This is a genomic window from Pseudomonas fluorescens (assembly GCF_001902145.1).
Taxonomy (GTDB): Bacteria; Pseudomonadota; Gammaproteobacteria; order Pseudomonadales; family Pseudomonadaceae; genus Aquipseudomonas; species Aquipseudomonas fluorescens_BV.
In genome coordinates, this window is record NZ_MRST01000027.1 from 610109 (window position 1) to 634140 (window position 24032).

The following is a 24032-nucleotide window of genomic DNA, read 5'->3' on the forward strand; positions in this document are numbered from 1 at the left end:
GGTCGCCAGCGGCAAGGTGCCGCGCTGACCTGTGGCCAGGACGGTTAGCCTTCGATGACTTCGAGCTTAGGGAGCATGCGGATGGCTTTAGAGAAGTTTGCGTAGTTGACCGAAGTCTTGAGCACTACGTTGTGCAGCTCCTCTACACGCTCACGGGAGGCATCGGTGTGCAGGCGAATGACGACACTCACCTCGTCGTAGCCAGGGTTAACGCTTTCGTCGATGCCCAGGAAACCGCGCAGGTCGAGGGTGCCGTCAGTCTCGATTTCCAGGCTGTGAATCTTGATGCCCATCATCGCGGCATTGGCGGCATAGCCGACCGACATGCAGGCGTTGAGAGCAGCCATCAGCAGCTCCTGAGGGTTGGGCGCGGTGTTTTCGCCAAGCAATTCATTCGGCTCATCGGCTGCAATTTCAAAATCGCGGGAATAGGTTTCACCAGCCAGGCCGTAACGGCTGACCTTAGCTACGGAGCGCGTCTGGCCCTTCCACTCGGTCTTAACATTGAAGCTCGCGTGGCGCTTGCTCGCATCCCCAGCAACACCTTCGGCGAAATTCTGCAGTGCGGCTACATCGATACCATTCAGATTGCTGTTCATGTGGACGTTCCTCTTTAGAAAAACCGGACGATTAGACCGGAAGAGAAACAAGCCTACCAAGTAGTAGGTTGGATTTCAAGAGAGGTAACGATACCCATAGCTTTGAAAAGCTAGCCTGCATATAGGAGTTGGGAATATTGATGACAACACAGCGGGAGTCGTAACCGACAGAATCAGGGCTGTTTATGCCCCAGGCCACCTGCTGGGATGAGATGGAGGTTCGTTTCAAGAGGTCACTTTGAACGCAGCCAAGAGCGCGGTCGCCGCTAAGCATGAGCGGTACTGTACAATTCGCGATCACGAAAAAGCGCCGCCTACAAGCAAACCTTCCCGTCATTGGATGCAAATCTACCGCACACCAGATAATACCGAGTGTTCTATCTGGTAGTTTTAGTCTGCGCTAATTAAAACAGCGTAGATTGGCTCGCGACCCCGAATCAGATAATTCAAGGCCGCCTGCTCTTGGCAGGCGATCAAGTCGAGAGGCTATTGGAATATGGACCAAAGATACAGCGATGAAAGATGCCCCCTGGAAAGAGAATGCAGCGGTAGAGTCTATAAACGTGCTTGCTAACGTCTTCAGTGACGAAGGGTAGATAAAATCAAATCAAATCCCGAAGATTTTTCGTAATCATCGCTCATCGCCCAAGAAACAAAGCTCGCACCTTCTAAAGTGTTCAATATGACCCTTGAAACCCTGATTACATCCAGGTCGGCTTTAAGCTCTCCTCGATTTTGACCCTGCTTAATATTTGCTTGGAGCCAAGTGAGATGGATCTCAAAGAAATCCTTTGTCATTTCTTTGAGGCTTTCAGGCAGGGCCAGAAGCTCTGCGGCCAAGGCTCCACAGAGTGGAAGCATTCCGTTCAGGCTGCTGTGAGCGAACATCAAGGCGAACGCATTCAGCCGGTCGACAACACTGACGTGTTCATCATTGATAGCGTCCAGCTGCTTTTTAAACCGGAACAGGTAGCTCTCGACGATGGCAATTGCCAAGCCTTCCTTGGTGGGGAAGTGATGGTGAATACTCGCCTTTTTAATGCCGATGTCGTCCGCAAGGTCGGCATAGCTGAAGGCCGCATAGCCTTTCGTGCGCAGCAGAACTTCGGCGCTGGTCAAAAGGTCTGAACGTGTACTCATGATGCTGCATCCGAATTTATCATCCTGGCATCATAAATTAGTCACACCTCATAAGACAGCGTTCGCCGAACGCTGAACTGAGCTACCGATGTGATTGCCGATTTCGAGTGCATGCCCTAAGCCGCATGAACTTCCTCGAATAGCCAATCTCGAAACGCTCTCAACCTTTGCCTCGCGCATGATGCTCTGCAGGTAGTTTTGTACCCTTAAAGCAATGTCTATCGTTCCGCGCTTCTTAATCGCGTCCAGGGGCCGCATAAGGTCGTGGGTATCAAGGTCGACAATGGCGCGGGCGCCGATCAGCGGGAAGAGGTGAGTTTTGAGGCGACTCATCACTGTCTTGGAATAGTCCGGTGCCCACTTGGCTGACATTTCCGTGTGCCAGCCGAGGGCAACGCTTTCAAAGGTGCGGCCTTTGATCAGAGCGTCGGTCTTGGCTTGGTTCTTGGCTCCTTAGGGCCAATGCCATCCACCAGCATTCGCTTGACCTCCAAGCGCTTGCGGCGCGCATCTGCGAGGCCAACGATGGGGTAGTTGCCGAACGAGGTCGGTCCTTCCCGACCATCAGGTTTGACGTATCTAAACTCTGCCCTTAAAACGGCTGGTACCCACCGGAATCCGACAGAACGCCAAAAACGCAAAAACCCGCCAGAAGGCGGGTTTTCGGGGGTTTCAGAGATTTTGAAAGCTTTCTCTGGAACCTTGTCTGGCTCCACGACCTGGACTCGAACCAGGGACCCAATGATTAACAGTCATTTGCTCTACCAACTGAGCTATCGCGGAATGCGCCGTATGTTACTGATTAAAAAGAAGAAGTCAAGCGTCCTCAGAAATTTTCCGCAAATCGCCCCCCTGCTCGCTTGAATACGACGGTTCCCTGGCCAGATCCAACCAAGCCCGCGCTGCCGGTGGCAGATGAGCGCTGGCGCGCCAGGCCAGGGCGATGTGCCAATCGGTATGGGGCTCGTCCAGGGGGATCAAGGCGATGCCGGGATGTTGGTGTTTGTACGCCAGCATCCTAGGCAGGAAGGCGATGCCCAGCCCGGCGGTGACCAGGTCGACGATAAAGTCTATTTGCCCGCTGCGGGCGGTGACTTTGGGCGTCACGCCTTTGCGTTCGCAGGCGCTGAGGATCTTGGCATTGAGGGCAAAGCCGGCCTCGAACAGGATGAAGGGTGAGTCGGCCAGGTCGGTGAAATCGATGCGCTCGCGCTGGGCCAGTGGGTGGCCCATGGGCAACACGGCGATCAACGGCTCGTTGCGCACCGGTTGGTAGTCAAAACCTTCATCAACCGGCAACAGCAAGGCGGCCAGGTCCACCTCCCCCGCTTCCAGGCATTCGCGCAGTCTTTTACTGCCGTACTCGGTCAGTTCGATGTCGATGCCCGGGTAACGGCTGCGGTAAGTGGCGAACATCGCCGCAAACAACACGCCGCACCCTACCGGCGGCAGGCCGATGCGCAGCACGCCGCGCTTGAGGCCGCGCAGGTCGTTGATTTCGGCCATCAAGTCGGTGCGTTCGGCGAGCATCACCAAGGCGCGGCGGTAGGCAATTTCGCCAGCGGCGGTGAGTTCATTCCTGTGGCCGAGACGATTGAGCAACGGCATGCCCAGTTCGTCCTCAAGGGTCTTGACCGCTTTGCTGACGGTGGACTGGGTCAGGGCAACCACTTCGGCCGCCTGGGAGAACCCGCCCTGGCGCACCACTTCGACAAACGCACGCAAGGTTCGCAGGTTCATCAGTATTCCTTTGGCGACTGGATGACAGTGATAAAAGTTGTTTTCATCATGGCATAACTTTGCTTAGGGTGTAGCACTTTGCCCAGGGGAGACACCGTTGATGATCATCTCGTCCGCTTCCGACTACCGCGCTGCGGCCAAACGCAAGTTGCCGCGCTTTCTGTTCGATTACATCGACGGCGGCGCCTACGCCGAGCATACGCTGCGCGCCAACAGTTCGGACCTGGCCGAGATCAGCCTGCGCCAACGCATCCTGCGCAATGTCGACAACCTGAGCCTGAGCACCAACCTGTTCGGCACGGAACTGGCGATGCCGGTCATCCTTAGCCCGGTCGGCCTGACCGGCATGTATGCGCGACGCGGTGAAGTGCAAGCAGCCAAGGCGGCGGCCAACAAAAACATCCCCTTCTGCCTGTCGACGGTGTCGGTGTGTTCGATTGAGGAAGTGGCCTCGCAAAGCCCGCAGTCGATCTGGTTCCAGCTGTATGTGCTCAAGGATCGCGGCTTCATGCGCAATGCGCTGGAGCGGGCGCAGGCCGCCGGGGTGACCACCTTGGTGTTCACCGTTGACATGCCGACACCGGGCGCACGCTACCGTGACGCTCACTCGGGCATGTCCGGCCCCTACGCAGCGCAGCGGCGCATGTTGCAGGCGGTGACCAAGCCGCAGTGGGCCTTCGATGTGGGCTTGATGGGCCGCCCCCACGACCTGGGCAATATCTCCAGATACCTGGGCAAACCCACCCACCTGGAAGACTACATTGGCTGGCTGGCCAACAACTTCGACCCGTCGATCAGTTGGAAAGACCTGGAGTGGATCCGCGAGTTCTGGAAAGGCCCGATGATCATCAAGGGCATCCTCGACCCCCAGGATGCCAAGGACGCGGTGAGTTTCGGTGCAGACGGTATCGTGGTTTCCAACCATGGCGGCCGCCAGCTTGACGGGGTGCTGTCCACGGCCAAGGCGTTGCCGCCGATTGCCGAAGCGGTGGGCGATGACCTGACCGTGCTGGTGGACTCCGGCGTTCGCTCCGGGCTCGACGTGGTGCGCATGCTCGCCCTGGGCGCCAAGGCGTGCCTGCTGGGGCGTGCCACCGCCTACGCGCTGGCCGCCGAGGGCCAGCATGGGGTAGAGAATCTGCTGGACATCTTCGCCAAGGAAATGCGCGTGGCCATGACCCTGACCGGGGTCACCTCCATCGCCCAGATCGACCGTACTACCCTGGCCTAGTGGCGACGGGCGCGCTGTACTTCGCTCGCGGTTTAAACAAGGCGTTGTTTATTTGCGACAAGCAACTCACACCACCCAAACAGTCACGTTAACCGGGCCGGCGGTAACGCTGGCCCCACTCAGCCAAATAACTGGCGTTATGCTTTAACGGACTGTGCTTACTTCAAGAACAGATAATTGATTCATAAGAAATTTTGCTAACCAAACACAGTTGGCATGAATCTCGCTCTAGTACTGTTCAAGCAGGTTCGGCGATGACAAGACGTGCGGCAGTGCCATGGGGTTATAACCCAATGAAAAGCGGTTTAAACTGTTTCCAATGTTTTACGGAACTGAAGGATCAGTAAGACGCTTGGCACTCGCCACCCTCATCCCGCCTGTAAGACAGCCCAGTGCTTAGAGGCCCCGCGCTTATGAAAACCCCCACCCAGACCAACGCAATTGACTTTGACAGCGCCAAATTGCAACGCCTGGGATTTGGCCAGCCATCCTTGCGCCCACGCCGCCCCACCACCCTCGCCGAACTTCGCCAGCAACTGAACCAGCAGTTGCAGACCAGCCTGGAGCCGGAGCGCATCCTGGGCCTGTTCTTTCGTGAGGTTCAGCGCCTGGTGCCGCTGGACGCGTTGCAATACCGTCACGCCGCCAGCGACCTGCGCCTGGAGTTTGGCCACCGGGGTCATCACTCCGTCAGCTACACCCTGAGCCATGAAGGCGAACACCTGGGGGAACTGGTCTTTCGTCGCAACCAGCGGTTGCTTGAAGAAGAACTGAGCCAACTCGAACTGCTGCTGGTGACCTTGCTTTATCCGATGCGCAACGCCCTGCTCTACCGCGCCGCCACCCGCAGCGCCCTGCGTGACCCGTTGACCGAAACCGGCAACCGTGTGGCCATGGACCAGACGTTGCAGCGAGAAATCGACATGGCACGCCGGCATTTGCACCCGCTGTCGTTGTTGATGCTGGACATCGACCACTTCAAGAAAATCAACGACACCCATGGGCATGCCGCGGGCGACAGCGTGCTGCGCGCCGTAGCCGGGGCGATCAAACGCCAGCTGCGCAACGTGGACATGGTGTTTCGGTTTGGCGGGGAAGAGTTTTTGATCCTGCTCTCCAACACCGGTCGCGATGCCGCGAGAATGGTGGGAGAACGCCTGCGCCAGGCGGCACAAGCCCAGGACTACTGGGTGGAGGGCACGCGAATCGAACTGACCGTGAGCCTCGGCTGTTCGACGCTGCTGGCGGCCGAGTCGGCTGAAAGCCTGCTGCGCCGGGCCGACAATGCGTTGTATGTAGCCAAGCGCGAAGGTCGCAACCGCTTGGCGATGGCGGGGTAAGACCCAATCAGGGTTGCATTGTGGCGAGGGAGCTTGCTCCCTCGCCACAACTTACCATCAGAACAATTACATCACGCCTCGCTGGCGATGCGCACAGGGCGCTCGCGAACGGCTGGCGCCTTGTCTTTCTCCGCATTCTCTAGACGCATGCAGCTTTCCAGGAACAAGTGCATGTAGTCGTAGCTCTTGCACACCGCCTGGCGCAACTCTTCCTGCAGGGCCTTGCTCGGGTTGGTCCCGGCCAGTGTGCAGATGATTTCCAGGGCTTCCCAAGGGTGGGCGTCGTCGTATTGGGCGTGCATCTTCAGCCACTTCATCGCCCGCTTGCGATCTTCCTCAGGGAAGGCGGCAGCATACACACCGGTAGAGCAGACCACGGCGGACCACTCCCCCGTCGCCCCCTCGATCGCGTAGTTGGTGGCGGCAATCGCGACGATCAACGCATCCGCCGAGCTGGTGTGCCAGCACCAATGGCTCAGGGCGTGCAACTCGGGCGGCACCTCCTGCGCTTGCAGTTCTTCAAGGCTGACGCCATGAGCCCGCGCCCAATTGACCCAATAGTCGGCATGGTTGAGCTCCACGCGAATGTTGCGCATCAGCCAACGGCGCGCCATATCCTCCCCAGGATGACGGGCAAACTTGGTCTTGGTCAGGTTCTGCGCCATGTACAAGGCAAACTGTTCCACCACCGGCCAACCACCAATCAGGTAGTGGCGCATGGTCTTGGCGCTGAGGGCGTTGTCACGCATGCGCTGGTACAGTTCGTGCTCGACAACCCGACGCTTGCTCTCGCTACAGTCCTGGATCAGTTGCTGTGCCCAGGCGGGGTAACTCGAGGCTTCCATAAGCGGGCCGGTTCTGTTGAATGTGTCGATCACTGTGGAGCTCCTTTTCAAGTGTGATTGTACAGACCAGCAAACGTTTCAGCGGAAAGTGCCGGGCGCCTTGAATAACAGTGGCTGCGGCCGCACGGGTCGACACTGCAAGCTATCAAAGGTAAACAATTGCGGGCGTTCAATCAGGTAGCCCTGAGCGTAATCCACACCTATCTCAAGCAGAGCCTGTTCGATCTGGGGTGTTTCAACAAACTCGGCAATCGTGCGCTTACCCATGACGTGGCCGATGTGGTTGATCACTTCGACCATGGCGCGGTTAATCGGGTCGTCCAGCATATCCTTTACGAAACTTCCATCGATCTTCAGGAAGTCTACAGGTAAATGTTTCAAATATGCGAATGAGGACATTCCGGCGCAAAAGTCATCCAGGGAAAAATGACACCCTAACGCTTTGAGTTCATTAATAAATCGAATCGCACTGCCCAAATTGGCTATAGCGCTGGTTTCGGTTATTTCAAAACAAATCATTTCCGGTGGAATGTTGTAACTATCGAATTTCTGACGTAAAAAACCCAAAAAGTCATCATCGCCAATGGTTATGCCTGACAGATTAATCGCACACATGGCCATGGGTCGGTCCGGGCGCTCATGCATGCAGCGGGCGATAATCTTGAATACGTTTTCCACTACCCAACGGTCCAGGGACGTCATCAAACCGTAACGTTCGGCCGCCGGAATAAAACTGTTGGGCAAAATGATCCGCCCCGCTTCGTCATGCAGGCGCAGGAGAATTTCAATGTGCCCGTTGCCGGCGTCGGTAGGGCCCAGCGGCGCAATTTCCTGGGCGTAGAGGCAAAAGCGGTCTTCCTCAAGAGCGACATGCAGCCGCTGTACCCAGGCCATCTCGCCAAACCGCAGAGACAGTTCCGAGTCGTCGACGTGGTAGACCTGCACCCGGTTGCGCCCCTTTTCCTTGGCCATGTAGCACGCCATGTCGGCGGCGCGCAGGGAGGTTTCCAGGGTGGTCGGGGTTTGCGAGATATGCACCAGGCCGATGCTGACGGTGGTCATGAAGGGCCGCCCCTTCCACACGAAGTGCAAGCTCTGCACGGTATGGCGCAGGCTCTCGGCGATTTTTTCCGCCACCGGCACCGGGCAGTTTTCCAGCAGGATGCCAAACTCGTCGCCGCCCAATCGAGCCAGGGTGTCGCCTTCGCGCAAGTCTGATTGCAGCAGCGCGCAGATGTGGCGCAGCAATTCATCGCCCGCCGCGTGGCCACAGGTGTCATTGACCAGCTTGAACTGGTCGAGGTCGAGGAACATCAAGGCATGTCGCCCACTTTGCTGGCGCGCGACCTGTTGCAGCACCTGTTCAAGGCGGAACTCGAACTCGCGACGGTTTGCCAGGCCGGTCAAGGCGTCGTGGGTGGCCTGCCAGGAAAGATTGGCGATGTACTGGCGTTCCTGGGTCATGTCGTGCAGCACCAGGACCGCACCGCTGATCTTGCCGGCACTGCGGATCGGCGCGCCCACCAGGGTGACCGAGACCGTGCTGCCGTCCAGGCGCTGGATCAGCTTGGAATGCTCGCTGCCGCCGCTGAACTGGCCCTTGACGATGTGTTCAATCAGGGTGAATCCGTCGGGCTCGGCGTTTTCATTCAAAAGTTTGAACAACGCCGCCAGCGGCAGGCCCTGGGCCTGCTCCGAGCGCCAGTGGGTCAAGGCTTCAGCGGCAGGGTTCATATAGGCAATGGCCCCGTCGACATCGGTGGTAATCACCCCGTCGCCAATCGACTCCAATGTAATCTGCGCCCGCTCCTTTTCCGCTTGCAGCGCGTCGGCAAAGGCATGGCGCTGGGCCAGCAGCTTGTGGGTGCGCAGCAACGCCAACACGATCAGCCCCAGGGCGGTCGCCAGGTTGGTGAGCAACAACAGACGCAGGATCATCCGCGAACCTTCGCCCAGGGCATCGCTGAACGCCTTGGCGGCGGGCGTGACACCTTCATTGATGGCAATGATGCGCGCCTTCCAGCCATGGACATCGTCACTGCTGACGTGGCCGGAGGTAATGGCGCCGTGCATCTCCTGGGCCAGCTCATCCAATTGCACCAGGTAACCGTCGCCCACCGTCCACAGCTCAATGGCTTTTTCCAGGTAGCTGAAATGACGGAAGTTGAGGTACAGCCAGATCAGGCTGGAAACGTCGTCCGGATGGTTGCCGCCCTTGAGAATGCCCAGGCGCGCGGCGTGCATATCCGGGGTGGGACGGTCCAGGGCAATGCGCAATTCATGCCCGCCCTGGGGCACGGCAATGGCCTGCTGATATTTGAGGTAGGTGGTGTCGTTGCGGTTATCGGCGTAGAGGGTCAGGTAGTAAATGGCATCTTTCTGGCCCTTGGACCACAGGCTTTCGCCCGCCACATAGCCCCGCACCGCCGAAAGCACGTAGAGACTGACGCAGCCCAACAATGCCTGGAACAACACGACGGCAATAAAGGGCCAGACAATACCCAACAGGCGTGGCGTTCCTAGAGTCCGCTTTTGCTTCATGAAGTCCCTTGCACATGCACAGCTTAATACGCACGCGAAAATCCGCTCCCGATAGCACAGCCTAAGCTAAATCAACGCACTTGTTGCAAGTGTCCGTACAGTTTGGCGTACAGCCCGCCATCGGCAATCAACTGCTGATGGTCGCCATCCTCGGCGATGTGCCCGCCATCGAACACCAACACTCGGTCAGCCTGCTTCACCGCAGACAACCGGTGAGCGATGATCAGTGTAGTACGCCCGCTGAGAAACCGCGCCAGTGCCTGGTGCAGGTTGTACTCGGTCGCCGCATCCAATGCAGACGTGGCCTCGTCCAGAATCACCACTTTAGGCTCGGCGAGCACCATGCGGGCGATCGCCAGGCGTTGCCGCTGCCCACCGGAAAAGCGCACGCCCGAACGCCCGACCACGCTGTCCAGGCCCAAGGGCAATGCCTTGACAGTAGCATCCAGTTGGGCGATTTCCAGCGCCTGCCAGCAGGCTTGATCGGTGCGTGTGCGGCCCATGGTCAGGTTGGCGCGCACGGTGTCGTTGAACAGCGCCGGGTGTTGCAGCACCACCGCGACGTTCTCGCGGATGGTCTCCAGGCCGATCTCCGGCTGGGTGGCTGTGCCAAAACGAATACTGCCGGCCTGCGGCGTGTAGAGCCCCAGCAACAGTTGCACCAGGGTGCTTTTACCGCCGCCGCTGGCGCCGACAATTGCCACCTTTTCACCCGGTGCGATGGCCAGGTTCAACTGGTTGAGTACCAGGTCTTCGCCGTAGCCAAAGTCGAGGCCACGCACTTCGATGCCGACCGTCTCGCGCCCGCTGAACGGGTCTGCGCCGCCTGGGTATTGCGGCTCATCGGCACGCGCCAGCAGCTCGTTGATGCGCGACAGCGCGCCGCCCGCCGCGTAATAGGCGTATTGCAGGTTCAGCAGTTGCTCCACCGGGCCGATCATGAACCACAGGTAACTGAACACCGCGAGCATCTGGCCAATGGAAAGGTCGGAAAACAGCACGGTGAGCATGGCCGCGGCGCGGAAGATGTCGATACCGAACTGGAACAGCAAGCCACTGGCGCGGCTCGACGCGTCGGTTTTCCATTGGGAATGAATGGCGTAGTCACGCACTTCCTGGGCACGCTGGCCCAGGCGCCCGAGGAAAAAGCCCTGGCGGTTGCCGGCACGTACTTCCTGGATGGCATCGAGGGTTTCAGTCAGCGCCTGGGTAAAGCGTGAAGTACTATCGTTTTCCAGCTTCTTGAGGTGCTTGACGCGCTTGCCCAACTGCACCGTGGCGTAGATCACCAATGGGTTGAACAACAGGATCAACAACGCCAGTTGCCAATGCATCCACACCAGGATCGCCGAGGTGCCGACCAGGGTCAGCATCGCCACCAGGAAGCGGCTGAGGGTTTCACCCACGAATTTGTCCAGGGTGTCCAGGTCGGTCACCAGATGAGTGGTGACCGTACCGCTGCCCAGGCTTTCGTACTCACCCAGGGAGATACGCTTGAGACGCTCGATCAGGCGCACGCGGATGCGGTACACGATGTCCTTGGCCAAGCGCGCAAACAGCCGCGCCTGCACCACGTTGAACACCAGCGCGCCGCAACGCAGGGCCAGGGTGACCAAGAGCATAAGGCCGATATAGCCTGCGGCTTTTTGCCAACCCAGGGGCAGCGCGTGATTCATCACCTTGAGGGCGGCATCGCCATGGCCCAGCAGCACTTCGTCCACCAGCAACGGCAACAACAGCGGGATAGGCACGCTGCACAGGGTGGCGAGCACGGCGACGCCGTTGGCGACCCACAAAGATTTCTTGTGACGCAGGGCCAGGCGGCGAATTTCTGCCCAGGTCAGGCGGTCGGTGCGCGGAGGCTGTTCATACACAGGCAGCTCGCTCCAGCCATCGACCCAGTAACGGCGACAGCTCGGACAGCGGCTGGTAACCATTGGTCAGCAAGGCCAACTGGCCGTTGCGCTCGCCCAGCAGGGTCGGGAACCCGGCAATGCCCAGGTCTTGCACCCAGGTGAAATCGGCCGCCGTGGCCGCGTGCTGATCGGCACGGTCGAACTCGCCGGCAAACTCGATACGTGGAATACCGGCCTGCTCGGCCAGCTCAACCAACACATGGGCGAGGGTCACGTCCCGTCCTTCGACATAGAACGCGTGCTGGATCAGCCCCAGCAGCGTCCAGGCGCAATCCGGCGCCAGGCTGCGTGCGGTGACGATAGCGCGGCATGCCGGCTCCGTGTCGTAGACAAAACCGTCGGGCAGCGCGCCGTCACGCTTGAAAGGCTGGCCGGTGGCGTCAGTGACGGCCTGCCAGTGTTCAAGGATGTAGCGCCGGGTAGTCGGCTCCAGCGCCGCGCCGCTGCCGGTGCGCAAGCCGCCCACCACCAGGTGCACGTCCACGCCGGCCGCCTGGGCCTGCTCCACCAGCGCTTGTGCCACCGGGGCAAAGCCCCAGCACCAGGAACACATCGGGTCCATTACATAGAGCAGGCGCGCAGACATGGCTCAGGCCTCGGAAGGGGTTTGCTTGTAGTTGTAACCAATCGGGTGCGGCATGTTGCGGGCCTTGGCCAGTTCGATCTGCTTCTGGCGGTCGATCGCACTGCGACGGGTCTTCTCCGGCAGCTTATCCCAGCAATGGGGGCAACTGATGCCCGCCACGTAATGCTCGGAGGCGCGGTCTTCTACGCTCACGGGTGTGCGGCAGGCATGACATTGATCGTAGTCGCCTTCGCTCAAGTCGTGGCGCACGGTCACGCGATTGTCGAACACAAAGCAGTCGCCCTGCCATTTGGTTTCTGCCTGGGGCACCTCTTCGAGGTACTTCAGGATACCGCCCTTGAGGTGGTAGACCTCATCGAAGCCTTCGCCGAGCATGTAGCTCGACGCCTTCTCACAGCGAATGCCGCCGGTGCAGAACATGGCGACCTTCTTGTGCTTGGCCGGGTCGAAGTTGGCTTTGATGTAGTCGGGAAATTCGCGAAAACTGGTGGTTTTCGGGTCGATTGCGCCTTCGAACGTGCCAATTGACACTTCGTAGTCGTTACGGGTGTCGATCAACAACACTTCCGGGTCGCTGATCAACGCGTTCCAATCCTGCGGATCGACGTAGGTACCGACCTTTTTGTTCGGGTCGACGCCTTCAACGCCCAGGGTCACGATCTCTTTCTTGAGCTTGACCTTGGTGCGATAGAACGGCTGGTCGTCGCAGTAGGATTCCTTGTGGTCGATGTCGACCATACGCGGGTCTTTTTTCAGCCAGGCCATCAGGCCGTCAATGCCTTCGCGGCTGCCGGAAACGGTGCCGTTGATGCCTTCTTCGGCGATCAGCAAGGTGCCTTTGATGCCGTTATCGACCATCGCCTGCAACAGGGGCTCGCGCAGGGCGACGTAATCTTCAAGGGTGACGAACTTATACAGTGCCGCCACGACAATCGGTTGAGTCATGGGTGTTCTCTCCAGGTGGCTACCCTCGTAAGGGGTGAACCGGATGCAAAAAAAACGCGCCGGCTAAGCGGCGCGTTGCGGATTCTATCAGGGATCAAACGCCAACTGTAGGAGCGAGCTTGCTCGCGAAGGTCGTGAACGATGACGCGGTTAACCTGACACCCAACGCCGCTCTCAGGTTTTTCGCGAGCAAGCTCGCTCCTACAGTAAATTAAATACTACCCCGTCAGTGTCCGCCGGCGCAGGTCGGCGAGGCCGGGGCTGCGTCGATTGTCGCCCACTCGTCGGGCGTATAGGTATGCAGCGCCAGCGCATGGAACTCGCTCATCAGATCACCCAGGGTGGCGTAGACCTTCTGATGGCGCTTGACGCGGTTGAGCCCCTCGAACTGCTGGCTGACCAGCACGGCCTTGAAGTGGGTCTGCAACCCACGGCTGTGCATGTGGCTTTCATCCAGCACGCTCAAATGTTGCGGGGCCAGGGCGGCAAGGGCCGTTTCGATACGCTGTTGCATGGTCATTCCTGCTTACTTCTTCTTGGCCGGTGCAGCGGCTTTTGGCGCCAGCTCGTTGGTCATGTCTTCCAACAGCTTGTTCACCACAGGTACCGCGCTTTCCAGCTTGGCCTGGGTCATCTGGGCCGATTGCTGGGTCAGCTGTGGCATTTTTTCCAGGACTTTTTTGCCAAGTGGCGACTGGTAGAACGCTACCAGGTCCTTGAGCTCGGATTCGCTGAAGTTGGTGGTATAGAGCTTGACCATGTCAGGCTTGAGCTTCGGCCAGCCGATGGCCTGGTCCAGAGCGGCGTTGGCCTTGGCCTGGTAGCTGTCCAGTACCGACTGCTTGGCGGCAGGCGCCTTGGTCTGTTCGAAACGCTGGGCGAACATTTGCTGCACTTGCATGTACACCGGGGTCCCCAGCTTGTCAGCATGGGCCAGGGTAAGGAAGGCTTCGGCACTGGCGTTGTGGCTGGCGGTATCGGCAAGAACCTGGCCGCTGGCGCAAACCAGAGCAACCGCGGTACAGATGGCACGAAGACGAGTCATCGAGTTTCCTTTTCTAGCAGGCGAGGTAAGACCCCAAGGGCGACCATTCTGCGCCTAAAAAACCTCGCGGCTCAACCCCACCCCTTGGCAAGCCCCGGTTTCACGGGGCGCGATGGCACAAATGCGCTTTTAGGGAACCCACGCTGGCCGCCAGGGCCTAAACTGACCAATCACGACTGCATAAGGAGGGTGACCGATGAGCCGTATCGAAACCGACAGCCTGGGGGAAGTACAGGTCCCTGATGACGCCTATTGGGGCGCGCAAACCCAACGTTCGCTGGTCAATTTCGCGATTGGCGAGCAGCGCATGCCGCTGGCGGTATTGCATGCCCTGGCCTTGATCAAGAAGGCCGCCGCGCGGGTCAACGACCGCAACGGCGACCTGCCCGCCGATATTGCCCGCCTGATCGAACAGGCTGCTGACGAGGTCCTGGAGGGCCAGCATGACGACCAGTTCCCGCTGGTGGTCTGGCAGACCGGCAGTGGCACCCAGAGCAACATGAACGCCAATGAAGTGATCGCCGGCCGCGCCAACGAACTGGCCGGTAACAACCGGGGCGGCAAGAGCCCGGTGCACCCCAACGATCACGTCAACCGTTCCCAGAGCTCCAACGACTGCTTCCCCACCGCCATGAGCATTGCTGCGGTGCAAGCGGTGAACAAGCAACTGCTGCCGGCGATCGCCACCTTGTCCGGTGGACTCGCGGAATTGGCCGCGCGGCATATGAAGCTGGTCAAGACCGGCCGTACCCACATGATGGATGCCACGCCGATCACCTTCGGCCAGGAACTGTCGGCGTTTATCGCCCAGCTCGATTACGCCGAACGTGCGATCCGCAGCGCCCTGCCCGCAGTGTGCGAGCTGGCCCAGGGCGGCACCGCGGTCGGCACCGGGCTCAATGCGCCCCATGGCTTTGGCGAGGCGATTGCCTCCGAGCTCGCCGCGTTGTCGGGCTTGCCCTTTGTGACCGCGCCAAACAAATTCGCCGCCCTCTCCGGCCATGAGCCGCTGGTGACCCTGCACGGCGCGCTGAAAACCCTGGCCGTGGCGCTGATGAAGATCGCCAACGACCTGCGCCTGCTGGGTTCTGGCCCACGGGCCGGGCTGGCTGAAGTCAAGTTGCCGGCCAACGAACCGGGCAGTTCGATCATGCCGGGCAAGGTCAACCCGACCCAATGCGAAGCGTTGTCGATGCTGGCCTGCCAGGTGCTGGGCAACGACGTGACCATCGGCATGGCCGCCAGCCAAGGGCACTTGCAGTTGAACGTGTACAAACCGGTGATCATCCACAACCTGCTGGAGTCGATCCGCCTGCTGGCCGATGGCTGCAACAACTTCCAGGAGCATTGCATTGCCGGCCTCGAACCCGACGCCGAGCAAATGGCCCAACACCTGGAGCGCGGGCTGATGCTGGTCACCGCGCTGAACCCGCACATCGGCTATGACAAATCGGCCGAAATCGCCAAGAAGGCTTACGCCGAAGGGCTGACACTGCGTGAGGCTGCACTGGAGCTGGGCTACCTCACCGAGGCCGAGTTTGACCAGTGGGTTCGCCCGGACAACATGCTGGGTAGCTAACTACACCGCCGTACGCAGCCGCCGGGCCTTGAGCCCGGCGAGCAGCGACGGTGCCAGCGCCACGGTCGCCGACCCCAGCACCACCACAAAGGCGCCGAAATACCCCAGGGCATTGATCTCCTCAGCCTGCACATAGTCCGGCCACAGCCAGGCCGCCACGGCCACCGCCACAAAAGTCACCAAGGGCGTCAACGCCAGGGTCGCACTGACCCGCGAGGCTTCCCAATGCGCCAGGGCTTCGGCAAACGCACCGTACGCCACCAGGGTATTCATGCAGCACGCCAACAACAACCAGCCTTGCAGCGGGCTCAACTGCAGCGCCTCCAGCGGATGTGCCCAGGGCGTGAGCAACAGCGCACACGACAGGTAGATCACCATCATCACCTGCAGTGAATTCCACACTGTCAGCAACTGCTTCTGCCCCAGTGCATAGAATACCCAGATGGTGGTGGCGAGCAGGATCGTCAGCACACCGGCGGTGTAGGTGCCCATGGAGGTCAGCAGTTCCACCAGGCGTTGGTTGAAGAACAAGCCGAAGCCGACAATCAGCACCACCAGCCCCACGCCCTGCCCCAGGCTGAAGCGCTCCTTGAACACAAACACACTGGCAACCATCAGAAAGATCGGCCCCATCTGCACCACCAACTGCGCCGTGCCTGGGCTGAGCATCTTCAGGCCCACCAGGTACAGCACGTAGTTGCCCACCAGGCCACACACCGCCATGCCCACCAGCCAGCCACCTTTGGGGCCGAGCACTTTGCGGCTGGGCAGGCGTTTGCTGGCGGCCAGGTAAACGAACAGGCAAGTACCCGCGACCATGAGACGAAACCAGGTCACGGTGATCGGGTCCATCACCTGCAACACTTGCTTGAGCTTGATCGGAAGAATGCCCCACAGAAACGCGGTCAGCAGGGTCAGGAAGAAACCGTAGACCCAGCGGCCGGAAGAAATGTGCATGGATGCCCCAGATGCCAGAGGAAGTGGAACAGGCATTCTAGGGGCAAGTCACTGAGTTCGGATACGTCACAGTCTTGAATGTGGGAGCTGGCTTGCCTGCGATGGCCATAAGCCCACGGTAACCACGATGCGAAGCGAGCCGCTCTTGATCTGCTTTTGATTTTGATCTCAGGCGCCCCGTTAAACCACGCTGGCCGAACGCAGGCTTGAATTCGTGGGTAACCCGGCAGGACGCCGGGTTAGCCGCCCCGCGCCATGGATGGCGCGTGGCGGCGGCCCACGGATTCAAGACTGCGTTCGGGCACACCGAGCCCAAGCGAGGTGCCGAGTGGTGGGGCAAGAGCGCTTTGCTTACTTTCGCGCTTTTCGAAAGTGAGCCGCCGTCAGGGCGGAACCCTAAGTGGCCGTTACCGCAGGAATGGATATGTACACAATCCAACTGTGTTGACTGCTGGGCCGCCTTCGCGAGCAAGCCCGCTCCCACAGTTGGGTTGTGGGGTGTCAGGTAGAGAAGTGCCGGCTGGCAGGCCGTCATCGCAGGCAAGCCAGCTCCCACATTGGCGGTCTTCCAACCTGACTCAGCGCACAGCTTCGAAGAGCCCGGTGGCGCCCATCCCGCCCCCCACGCACATGGTGACAATCCCATAACGAAGATTGCGCCGTTGCAGCTCGCGCACCAGGTGCCCTACTTGCCGCGAGCCGGTCATGCCGAACGGGTGGCCGATGGAAATCGAGCCGCCGTTGACGTTGTACCTGGCGTTGTCGATTTCCAGGCGATTACGCGCGTACAGACACTGCGAAGCAAAGGCTTCATTGAGTTCCCACAAGTCGATATCTGCCACCTGCAAGCCCTTGGCCTTGAGCAACTTGGGCACCGAGAATACCGGACCGATGCCCATTTCATCCGGCTCGCAACCGGCCACGGTAAAGCCACGGAAGAACGCCTTGGGCTTGAGTCCCAGTTCCAAGGCTTTTTCCAGGCTCATCACCAGGGTCATCGACGCGCCGTCGGAGAGCTGCGAGGAGTTACCTGCCGTCACCGAGCCATCCTCGGCAAATACCGGCTTCAAGCCGCTGAGGCTGGCCAGGGTGGTTTCCGGGCGGTTGCAGTCGTCACGGTCTACCACGCCATCCAGGATCTGCACCGCGCCAGTGTTCTTATCCTCGACCTTGTACTTGACCGTCATCGGCACGATTTCATCATTGAACAAGCCATCAGCCTGGGCCTGGGCAGTGCGCCGCTGGCTTTGCAGCGCGTAAAGGTCTTGGTCTTCGCGGCTCACGTGATAGCGGCGGGCAACGATTTCAGCGGTCTGGCCCATGGGGAAGTAAATGCCTGGCACCTGCTCTTTAAGCAGCGGGTTGATCAGGTTATCGGTGTTGACGCTCTTCATAGTCAGGCTGATGGACTCCACGCCACCGGCGACAATGATGTCGCTGCAACCCGACGCAATCTGGTTGGCCGCAATCGCAATCGCCTGCAAGCCTGACGAACAGAAACGGTTGAGGGTCATGCCCGCCGTACCGGTGCCCAGTTGCGAGAGCACCGCCACGTTACGCCCGATGTTATAGCCCTGGGCGCCTTCGTTGGAGCCGGCACCGACGATGCAGTCTTCCACCGTCGCAGGGTCGATACCGTTGCGGGCCAGCAGCGCATTGACACAATGGGCCGCCATGTCATCGGGGCGGGTCTGGTTGAACTTGCCGCGAAAGGATTTGGCCAGGCCGGTTCGCACGCTGTCGACGATCACTACTTCACGCATGGGGCTTACCTCGATCTTGTGGTTGTGGATCGAGGATAGAGCCGGGCCGGGCCGACCGCGATGATCATTCACTGCATGGATGCAAAAGCATGGACCCTCTGTAGGAGCGAGCTTGCTCGCGAAAAACGTCAACGATAACGCGTGCTTCCTGAGTAAACGCGGCGCCTGGGAGTTTCTCGCGAGCGAGCTCGCTCCTACAGAGAGCGAGCAAGCCCCCTCAGGCTATTTCTTTTTCTTTTTGTCGTGCTTGTCGCTTTTATCAAACGCTTCTTCCAGCGCACGGTTGATGGTGCGCAGCACCTTGACCCGCGCCCAGCGCTTGTCGTTGGCTTCTACCAGGGTCCAGGGCGCCACCTCGGTGCTGGTGCGGTCAACCATGTCGCCCACCGCCGCGCGGTAGTCGTCCCACTTGTCGCGATTGCGCCAGTCATCTTCGGTGATCTTGAAACGCTTGAAGGGGATTTCCTCACGGGCCTGGAAGCGCTCCAGCTGCGTCTCCTTGTCGATGGCCAGCCAGAACTTGACCACGATCACGCCCGCATCGCGCAGTTGCTCTTCGAAGTCATTGATCTCGCCATAGGCGCGCATCCAGTCCGCTGGGGTACAGAAGCCTTCGATGCGCTCCACCAGCACGCGGCCATACCAGGAGCGGTCAAACACGGTGAACATGCCGCGCGCCGGGATCTTCTGCCAGAACCGCCATAGATAAGGCTGGGCACGTTCGTCCTCGCTGGGCGCGGCAATCGGCACGATGTGGTACTGGCGCGGGTCCAGTGCTGCCGCCACCCGACGGATCGCCCCACCCTTGCCCGCCGCGTCGTTGCCCTCGAACACGCTTACCAGCGCGTGCTTGCGCATGCGTTTGTCGCGCATCAGGCCAGAGAAGCGTGCCTGTTCGGTAATCAGTTGTTCTTCGTAGTCGTCCTTGTCCAGGCGCAGGGTCATGTCGAGGCTGTCGAGCAGGCTCTTGCGGTCCACCGAGGCAAGCAACGGCGCAGGGTTCATGCCGCTGGCCTTGACCTTGGCCTGCTTCAGGGCACTTTGCAGCCCATCGAGCAGGATCTTGCCCACGGTCAGCCCACGGTAATGGGGGTCGACGCCTTCGATTACATGCCACGGCGCGTAATCGCGGCTGGTGCGGCGCAGCACACGCTCACCGAAATGCACGAACTTGTCGTAGGTCTTGGACTGCTGCCAGTCCAATGGGCTGATGCGCCAGCTGTGCAGCGGGTCGTCGGCAAGGGCTTTGAGGCGTGCCTTCATCTGTTTTTTGGACAGGTGGAACCAGAACTTGAAGATCAGCGCACCTTCATCGCAGAGCATCTTTTCCAGGCGTTCGGCGCCGGCGATGGCCTGGTCCAGGCGCGCATCCTTGATCTGCCCATGCACGCGGCCTTGCAGCATCTGGCTGTACCAGTTGCCGAAGAAAATGCCCATGCGGCCCTTGGCCGGCAGTTGCCGCCAGTAGCGCCAGGCCGGTGGACGCGCCAGTTCTTCGTCGGTTTGCTGGTCGAAGGTACGCACTTCGATCAGGCGCGGGTCCATCCATTCATTGAGCAGCTTGACGGTTTCACCCTTGCCCGCCCCCTCGATGCCGTTGATGAGGATGATCACCGGGAAGCGTTTCTGCTGTTGCAGCTCGTACTGAACTTCCAGCAAGGCTTCACGCAGGGCCGGCACTTCGGCGTCGTAGGTGTCTTTGTCGATGGCGTGACCGATTTCGGCGGATTCGAACATGGGCAGCTCCGTTTCAAGATGGCTCAAGACTAGCGGATTGGGCCGCAACAGGTAGAAGGAAATTCCACCGCGGCTTGCCGTGGGTCAATCCCCAGCCGTTTGATCGGCTAGAATGGCCGCCTTGTGTTTGCCTGCCGTTATTTTATGAGCCGCCCATGACCCCCATCACCCACGCCCAGCTCGACTGGGATGACCAAGGTCGCCCGCATTCGCGAGTGTTCGACGACGTGTACTTCTCCGACCAGTCGGGCCTTGAAGAAACCCGTTATGTATTTCTCGAACAGAACCGCCTGCAAGAGCGCTTTGCCGCCTTGCCGGTGGGCGGGCGGCTGGTGATCGGCGAAACCGGATTCGGCACCGGTTTGAATTTTTTGTGCACCTGGCAGTTGTTCGATCAACACGCGATAGCCGGTGCGCGTCTGCATTTTGTCAGTGTGGAAAAATACCCGCTCAGCCATGCCGACCTGCAACGCACCCTCGCCCTCTGGCCGCAACTGCAACCCTATGGCGAACAATTGCTGGCCCAGTACATCGCCATCCATCAAGGCTTCCAGCGCCTGGTATTGGACAATGGCCGGGTAACCCTGACCCTGTTGATTGGCGACGCTCTGGAGCAATTGCCGCAACTGGATGCACAAATAGATGCGTGGTTTCTCGACGGTTTTGCTCCGGCAAAAAACCCGGATATGTGGACCGCCGAACTGTTCGCCGAGCTGGCGCGCCTGGCGGCACCGGGCTCGACCATCAGCACCTTTACCAGTACCGGCTGGGTCCGCCGGCTGATCAATGCCGCCGGGTTCAAGATGAAGCGCACGCCGGGCATCGGCCATAAGTGGGAGATCCTGCGTGGCGAGTTTGTCGGTTGGCCCGCCGACTTACCCGCGCCGGCCCCACGTAAACCCTGGTTCGCCCGACCACCCGCCATCAAGGGTGAACGCCACGCCCTGGTCATCGGCGGTGGCCTGGCCGGTTGCGCGACCGCCGCCAGCCTGGCCGCCCGGGGTTGGCGTGTCAGCCTTCTGGAGCGCCACGCCGGTTTGGCACAGGAAGCTTCGGGCAACCCACAGGGTGTGTTGTACCTCAAGCTTTCGGCCCATGGCACGGCCTTGTCCCAGCTGATAGTCAGCGGTTTTGGCCACACCCGACGCCTGCTGGAACACTTGCACCGAGGTGTCGATTGGGACGGCTGTGGCGTGTTGCAACTGGCGTTTGATGCCAAAGAGATCCAGCGTCAGGCTCAATTGGCAAACGCCTTTGCTCCGGACCTGTTGCATCTGCTGGACCGCGAGCAGGCGCAGCAAAAGGCGGGAATCGAACTGGCCCACGGCGGGTTGTTTTTTCCAGAGGGCGGTTGGGTGCATCCGCCCGCGCTGTGCCAGTGGCAGGCCAAACATCCACTGATTGAAGTGCTCACCCACCACGAGGCACTGGAACTGCGCCGGCTCGACGACCAATGGCAAGCCCGCGCCGGTGACCGCGTACTGGCCAGCGCCGGTGTCGTGGTGCTCGCAGGGGCTGCGGAGATCAAGCGTTTCCCCTTCAGTGCTGACATACCGCTCAAGCGCATCCGTGGGCAGATCACTCGGCTAGCGCAAACCTGCGCGAGTAAAGCGCTGGCCACGGTGGTCTGTGCCGAGGGCTACGTCGCGCCGGCCCGACTTGGCGAACACACCCTGGGCGCCAGTTTTGACTTCAACAATCAAGACCTCACGCCCACGCCCGCCGAACACAGCGGCAACCTGCAGATGCTGCGCGAGATGTCTACCGACCTGCTGCAGCGCCTGGGTGCCGACCGCCTGGCGGCCGAACAACTGGAAGGCCGTGCCGCGTTTCGTTGTACCAGCCCCGACTACCTGCCCATCGTTGGGCCACTGGCCGACCATGCGGCGTTTGAGCAGGCTTATGCGGTACTGGGCAAAGACGCCCGACAAGTGCCGCAAACGCCATGCCCGTGGCTGCCGGGGCTGTTTCTCAATAGCGGCCATGGCTCGCGTGGCCTGATCACTGCGCCGTTGTGCGGCGAACTGCTGGCTGCATGGCTGAGTGATGAGCCCCTGCCAGTGCCAACCAGCGTAGCCGAGGCTTGCCACCCCAATCGATTTGCCCTGCGCGCGCTGGTGCGAGGCCAGGGCGCTGCACAAAAAAAGCCGGATTAAAGGCAAGGCGGCTATCTGCCTTATAACTTATCGGTCTAAAACTCCACGCATAGCACTGGGTCAGTTTCTGAGTACGCGCCCTTTTGGGCGTATTGAGTATTGACCCCTCCCCAACGGAAAAACCGGTAAGGAACTTATGTGTGGACTAGCTGGAGAGTTACGCTTTGATCATCAACCTGCCGACCTGGCAGCCGTAGAACGCATCACGCACCACCTCGCCCCCCGAGGCCCCGACGCCTGGGGTTTTCATGCCCAAGGGCCGATTGCCCTGGGCCACCGCCGCCTGAAGATCATGGACCTGTCGGACGGCTCTGCCCAACCGATGGTCGACGCCCAACTGGGGCTGTCCCTGGCCTTCAATGGCGCCATCTATAACTTTCCGGAGCTGCGCCAAGAGCTGGAAGCCCTGGGTTACGCCTTCTATTCGGGCGGCGACACCGAAGTGCTGCTCAAGGGCTACCACGCCTGGGGCGAAGCGCTGCTGCCCAAGCTCAACGGCATGTTCGCTTTCGCCATCTGGGAGCGTGATGCCCAGCGTCTGTTCATCGCTCGTGACCGTCTCGGTGTGAAGCCCTTGTACCTGTCGCGCACGGGCCAACGCCTGCGTTTCGCCTCGGCGTTGCCAGCGTTGCTCAAGGGTGGGGATATCAACCCGATTCTCGATCCGGTCGCCCTCAACCACTACCTGAATTTCCACGCCGTGGTACCCGCGCCGCGCACGCTGTTGGCCGGCATCGAAAAACTGCCGCCTGCCAGCTGGATGCGCATCGACGCCAGCGGCAAGACCGAACAGAAAACCTGGTGGACCCTGCCCTACGGGCCCCGTGAGGATGAAAAACACCTGACCCTGGAAGACTGGACCGACCGCGTGCTCGACAGCACCCGCGAAGCCGTGGCCATTCGCCAACGTGCGGCGGTGGATGTGGGGGTGCTGCTGTCAGGCGGCGTCGACTCGAGCATGCTCGTCGGCCTGCTGCGTGAAGTGGGTGTGGAGGATTTGTCGACTTTCTCCATCGGCTTTGAAGATGCCGGCGGCGAACGTGGCGATGAGTTCCAGTACTCAGACCTGATCGCCAAACACTACGGCACCCATCACCACCAACTGCGTATTGCCGAAAGCGAGATCATCGAGCAACTGCCGGCCGCCTTCCGCGCCATGAGCGAGCCGATGGTCAGCCATGACTGCATCGCCTTCTACCTGCTGTCGCGGGAAGTGGCCAAGCATTGCAAAGTGGTGCAGAGCGGCCAGGGCGCCGATGAATTGTTCGCCGGTTACCACTGGTACCCGCAAGTGGACGGCGCCAGCGACCCGTATGCGGCCTATCGCGAGGCGTTTTTCGACCGCAGCTACGACGACTACGCGGCGACCGTCGCGCCCAAATGGCTGACCACCAACGACGCTGCCGGCGACTTCGTGCGCGAGCATTTCGCGATGCCTGGCGCCGACGCGGCGGTGGACAAGGCCCTGCGCCTGGACAGCACGGTGATGCTGGTAGACGACCCGGTCAAACGCGTGGACAACATGACCATGGCCTGGGGCCTGGAGGCGCGCACGCCGTTCCTCGACTACCGCCTGGTAGAACTCTCGGCCCGTGTGCCGGCCCAGTTCAAGCTGCCCGACGGCGGTAAACAGGTGCTCAAGGAAGCGGCGCGCCGGGTGATCCCCAGCGAAGTCATCGACCGCAAGAAAGGCTACTTCCCCGTGCCCGGCCTCAAGCACCTGCAGGGCGATACCTTGAACTGGGTGCGCGAGTTGCTGCTGGACCCGAGCCAGGACCGCGGGTTGTTCAACCCGGCCATGCTCGACCGCTTGCTCACCGACCCGCAAGGCCAACTGACCCCACTGCGCGGCTCCAAGCTGTGGCAGTTGGCGGCGCTGAACCTGTGGCTCAGCGAACAAGGAATCTGATCC

The 24032-nt window shown here is 60.3% G+C and carries 18 protein-coding genes, 1 tRNA gene and 1 pseudogene; 5 read left to right on the forward strand and 15 right to left on the reverse strand.

The features are described 5' to 3' along the window. Positions 1-44: 44 nt before the first annotated feature. The 5 genes and pseudogenes from BUE92_RS25915 to BUE92_RS25945 all read right to left on the reverse strand — a co-directional run bounded on the left by BUE92_RS25915 (position 45) and on the right by BUE92_RS25945 (position 3479). Positions 45-599 (reverse strand): OsmC family protein, encoded by a 555-nt coding sequence (locus BUE92_RS25915; RefSeq protein ID WP_073527013.1) that lies wholly within the window; start codon positions 597-599, stop codon positions 45-47. 579 nt (positions 600-1178) lie between these two features. Further along, complete coding sequence (locus tag BUE92_RS25925; protein ID WP_073527014.1) at positions 1179-1739, reverse strand: TetR/AcrR family transcriptional regulator; 561 nt, start codon at positions 1737-1739, stop codon at positions 1179-1181. Positions 1740-1904: 165 nt separating this feature from the next. Next, positions 1905-2320 (reverse strand): annotated as a pseudogene (locus BUE92_RS28330) (tyrosine-type recombinase/integrase); the annotation flags it as partial. A 126-nt stretch (positions 2321-2446) separates the two neighbouring features. Continuing rightward, positions 2447-2522, reverse strand: a tRNA-Asn gene (locus BUE92_RS25940). A gap of 33 nt (positions 2523-2555) precedes the next feature. After that, positions 2556-3479 carry a LysR family transcriptional regulator gene (locus tag BUE92_RS25945; RefSeq protein ID WP_073527017.1) on the reverse strand — a complete coding sequence of 308 codons (924 nt, stop codon included), beginning with the start codon at positions 3477-3479 and terminating at the stop codon, positions 2556-2558. 100 nt (positions 3480-3579) lie between these two features. Between BUE92_RS25945 and lldD the strand changes: the two genes are divergently transcribed. After that, positions 3580-4710 (forward strand): FMN-dependent L-lactate dehydrogenase LldD, encoded by a 1131-nt coding sequence (gene lldD, locus BUE92_RS25950; protein WP_073527018.1) that lies wholly within the window; start codon positions 3580-3582, stop codon positions 4708-4710. A gap of 413 nt (positions 4711-5123) precedes the next feature. Continuing rightward, positions 5124-6050, forward strand: coding sequence for a GGDEF domain-containing protein (locus BUE92_RS25955; RefSeq protein ID WP_073527019.1), 927 nt, complete (start codon positions 5124-5126; stop codon positions 6048-6050). Between the two features lie 71 nt (positions 6051-6121). Here BUE92_RS25955 and BUE92_RS25960 read toward each other — a convergent pair whose 3' ends face one another. The 7 genes from BUE92_RS25960 to BUE92_RS25990 all read right to left on the reverse strand — a co-directional run bounded on the left by BUE92_RS25960 (position 6122) and on the right by BUE92_RS25990 (position 13928). After that, on the reverse strand, positions 6122-6895 hold the full coding sequence (locus BUE92_RS25960) for a TenA family transcriptional regulator (protein ID WP_153474739.1): 774 nt from the start codon (positions 6893-6895) through the stop codon (positions 6122-6124). 78 nt (positions 6896-6973) lie between these two features. Next, entirely contained in the window at positions 6974-9436 is a 2463-nt protein-coding gene (locus BUE92_RS25965; RefSeq protein WP_073527020.1) for an EAL domain-containing protein, read from the reverse strand. 71 nt (positions 9437-9507) lie between these two features. Further along, a complete protein-coding gene (locus tag BUE92_RS25970; RefSeq protein WP_073527021.1) occupies positions 9508-11310 on the reverse strand; it encodes an ABC transporter ATP-binding protein in 1803 nt (600 codons plus the stop codon). Further along, positions 11303-11938, reverse strand: coding sequence for a DsbA family protein (locus tag BUE92_RS25975; RefSeq protein WP_073527022.1), 636 nt, complete (start codon positions 11936-11938; stop codon positions 11303-11305). The genes BUE92_RS25970 and BUE92_RS25975 overlap by 8 nt, the downstream gene beginning before the upstream one ends. A 3-nt stretch (positions 11939-11941) precedes the next feature. Then, positions 11942-12883 (reverse strand): oxygen-dependent tRNA uridine(34) hydroxylase TrhO, encoded by a 942-nt coding sequence (trhO, locus tag BUE92_RS25980; RefSeq protein ID WP_073527023.1) that lies wholly within the window; start codon positions 12881-12883, stop codon positions 11942-11944. Between the two features lie 226 nt (positions 12884-13109). After that, positions 13110-13403 (reverse strand): BolA family protein, encoded by a 294-nt coding sequence (locus tag BUE92_RS25985; RefSeq protein ID WP_054896313.1) that lies wholly within the window; start codon positions 13401-13403, stop codon positions 13110-13112. A gap of 6 nt (positions 13404-13409) precedes the next feature. After that, positions 13410-13928 carry a DUF2059 domain-containing protein gene (locus tag BUE92_RS25990; RefSeq protein WP_014719258.1) on the reverse strand — a complete coding sequence of 173 codons (519 nt, stop codon included), beginning with the start codon at positions 13926-13928 and terminating at the stop codon, positions 13410-13412. 196 nt (positions 13929-14124) lie between these two features. Between BUE92_RS25990 and BUE92_RS25995 the strand changes: the two genes are divergently transcribed. Next, positions 14125-15507 (forward strand): class II fumarate hydratase, encoded by a 1383-nt coding sequence (locus tag BUE92_RS25995; RefSeq protein ID WP_073527024.1) that lies wholly within the window; start codon positions 14125-14127, stop codon positions 15505-15507. On the opposite strand, the gene BUE92_RS26000 is transcribed toward BUE92_RS25995, so the two are convergent. The 3 genes from BUE92_RS26000 to pap form a co-directional block, all read right to left on the reverse strand. Next, positions 15508-16464, reverse strand: coding sequence for a DMT family transporter (locus tag BUE92_RS26000; RefSeq protein WP_073527025.1), 957 nt, complete (start codon positions 16462-16464; stop codon positions 15508-15510). 578 nt (positions 16465-17042) lie between these two features. Then, on the reverse strand, positions 17043-18227 hold the full coding sequence (locus BUE92_RS26015; RefSeq protein ID WP_073527027.1) for a thiolase family protein: 1185 nt from the start codon (positions 18225-18227) through the stop codon (positions 17043-17045). A gap of 222 nt (positions 18228-18449) precedes the next feature. After that, positions 18450-19964: a polyphosphate:AMP phosphotransferase gene (pap, locus tag BUE92_RS26020; RefSeq protein ID WP_032896033.1), complete on the reverse strand. Its 1515-nt coding sequence runs from the start codon at positions 19962-19964 to the stop codon at positions 18450-18452. 155 nt (positions 19965-20119) lie between these two features. Here pap and mnmC point away from each other — a divergent pair, with 155 nt between their 5' ends. Both mnmC and BUE92_RS26030 read left to right on the forward strand, forming a co-directional pair. Beyond that, positions 20120-22120: a bifunctional tRNA (5-methylaminomethyl-2-thiouridine)(34)-methyltransferase MnmD/FAD-dependent 5-carboxymethylaminomethyl-2-thiouridine(34) oxidoreductase MnmC gene (mnmC, locus tag BUE92_RS26025; RefSeq protein WP_073527028.1), complete on the forward strand. Its 2001-nt coding sequence runs from the start codon at positions 20120-20122 to the stop codon at positions 22118-22120. A 136-nt stretch (positions 22121-22256) separates the two neighbouring features. Beyond that, positions 22257-24029, forward strand: a complete 1773-nt coding sequence (locus tag BUE92_RS26030) for an N-acetylglutaminylglutamine amidotransferase (RefSeq protein ID WP_073527029.1) — start codon at positions 22257-22259, stop codon at positions 24027-24029. The last annotated feature ends 3 nt before the right edge of the window (positions 24030-24032 follow it).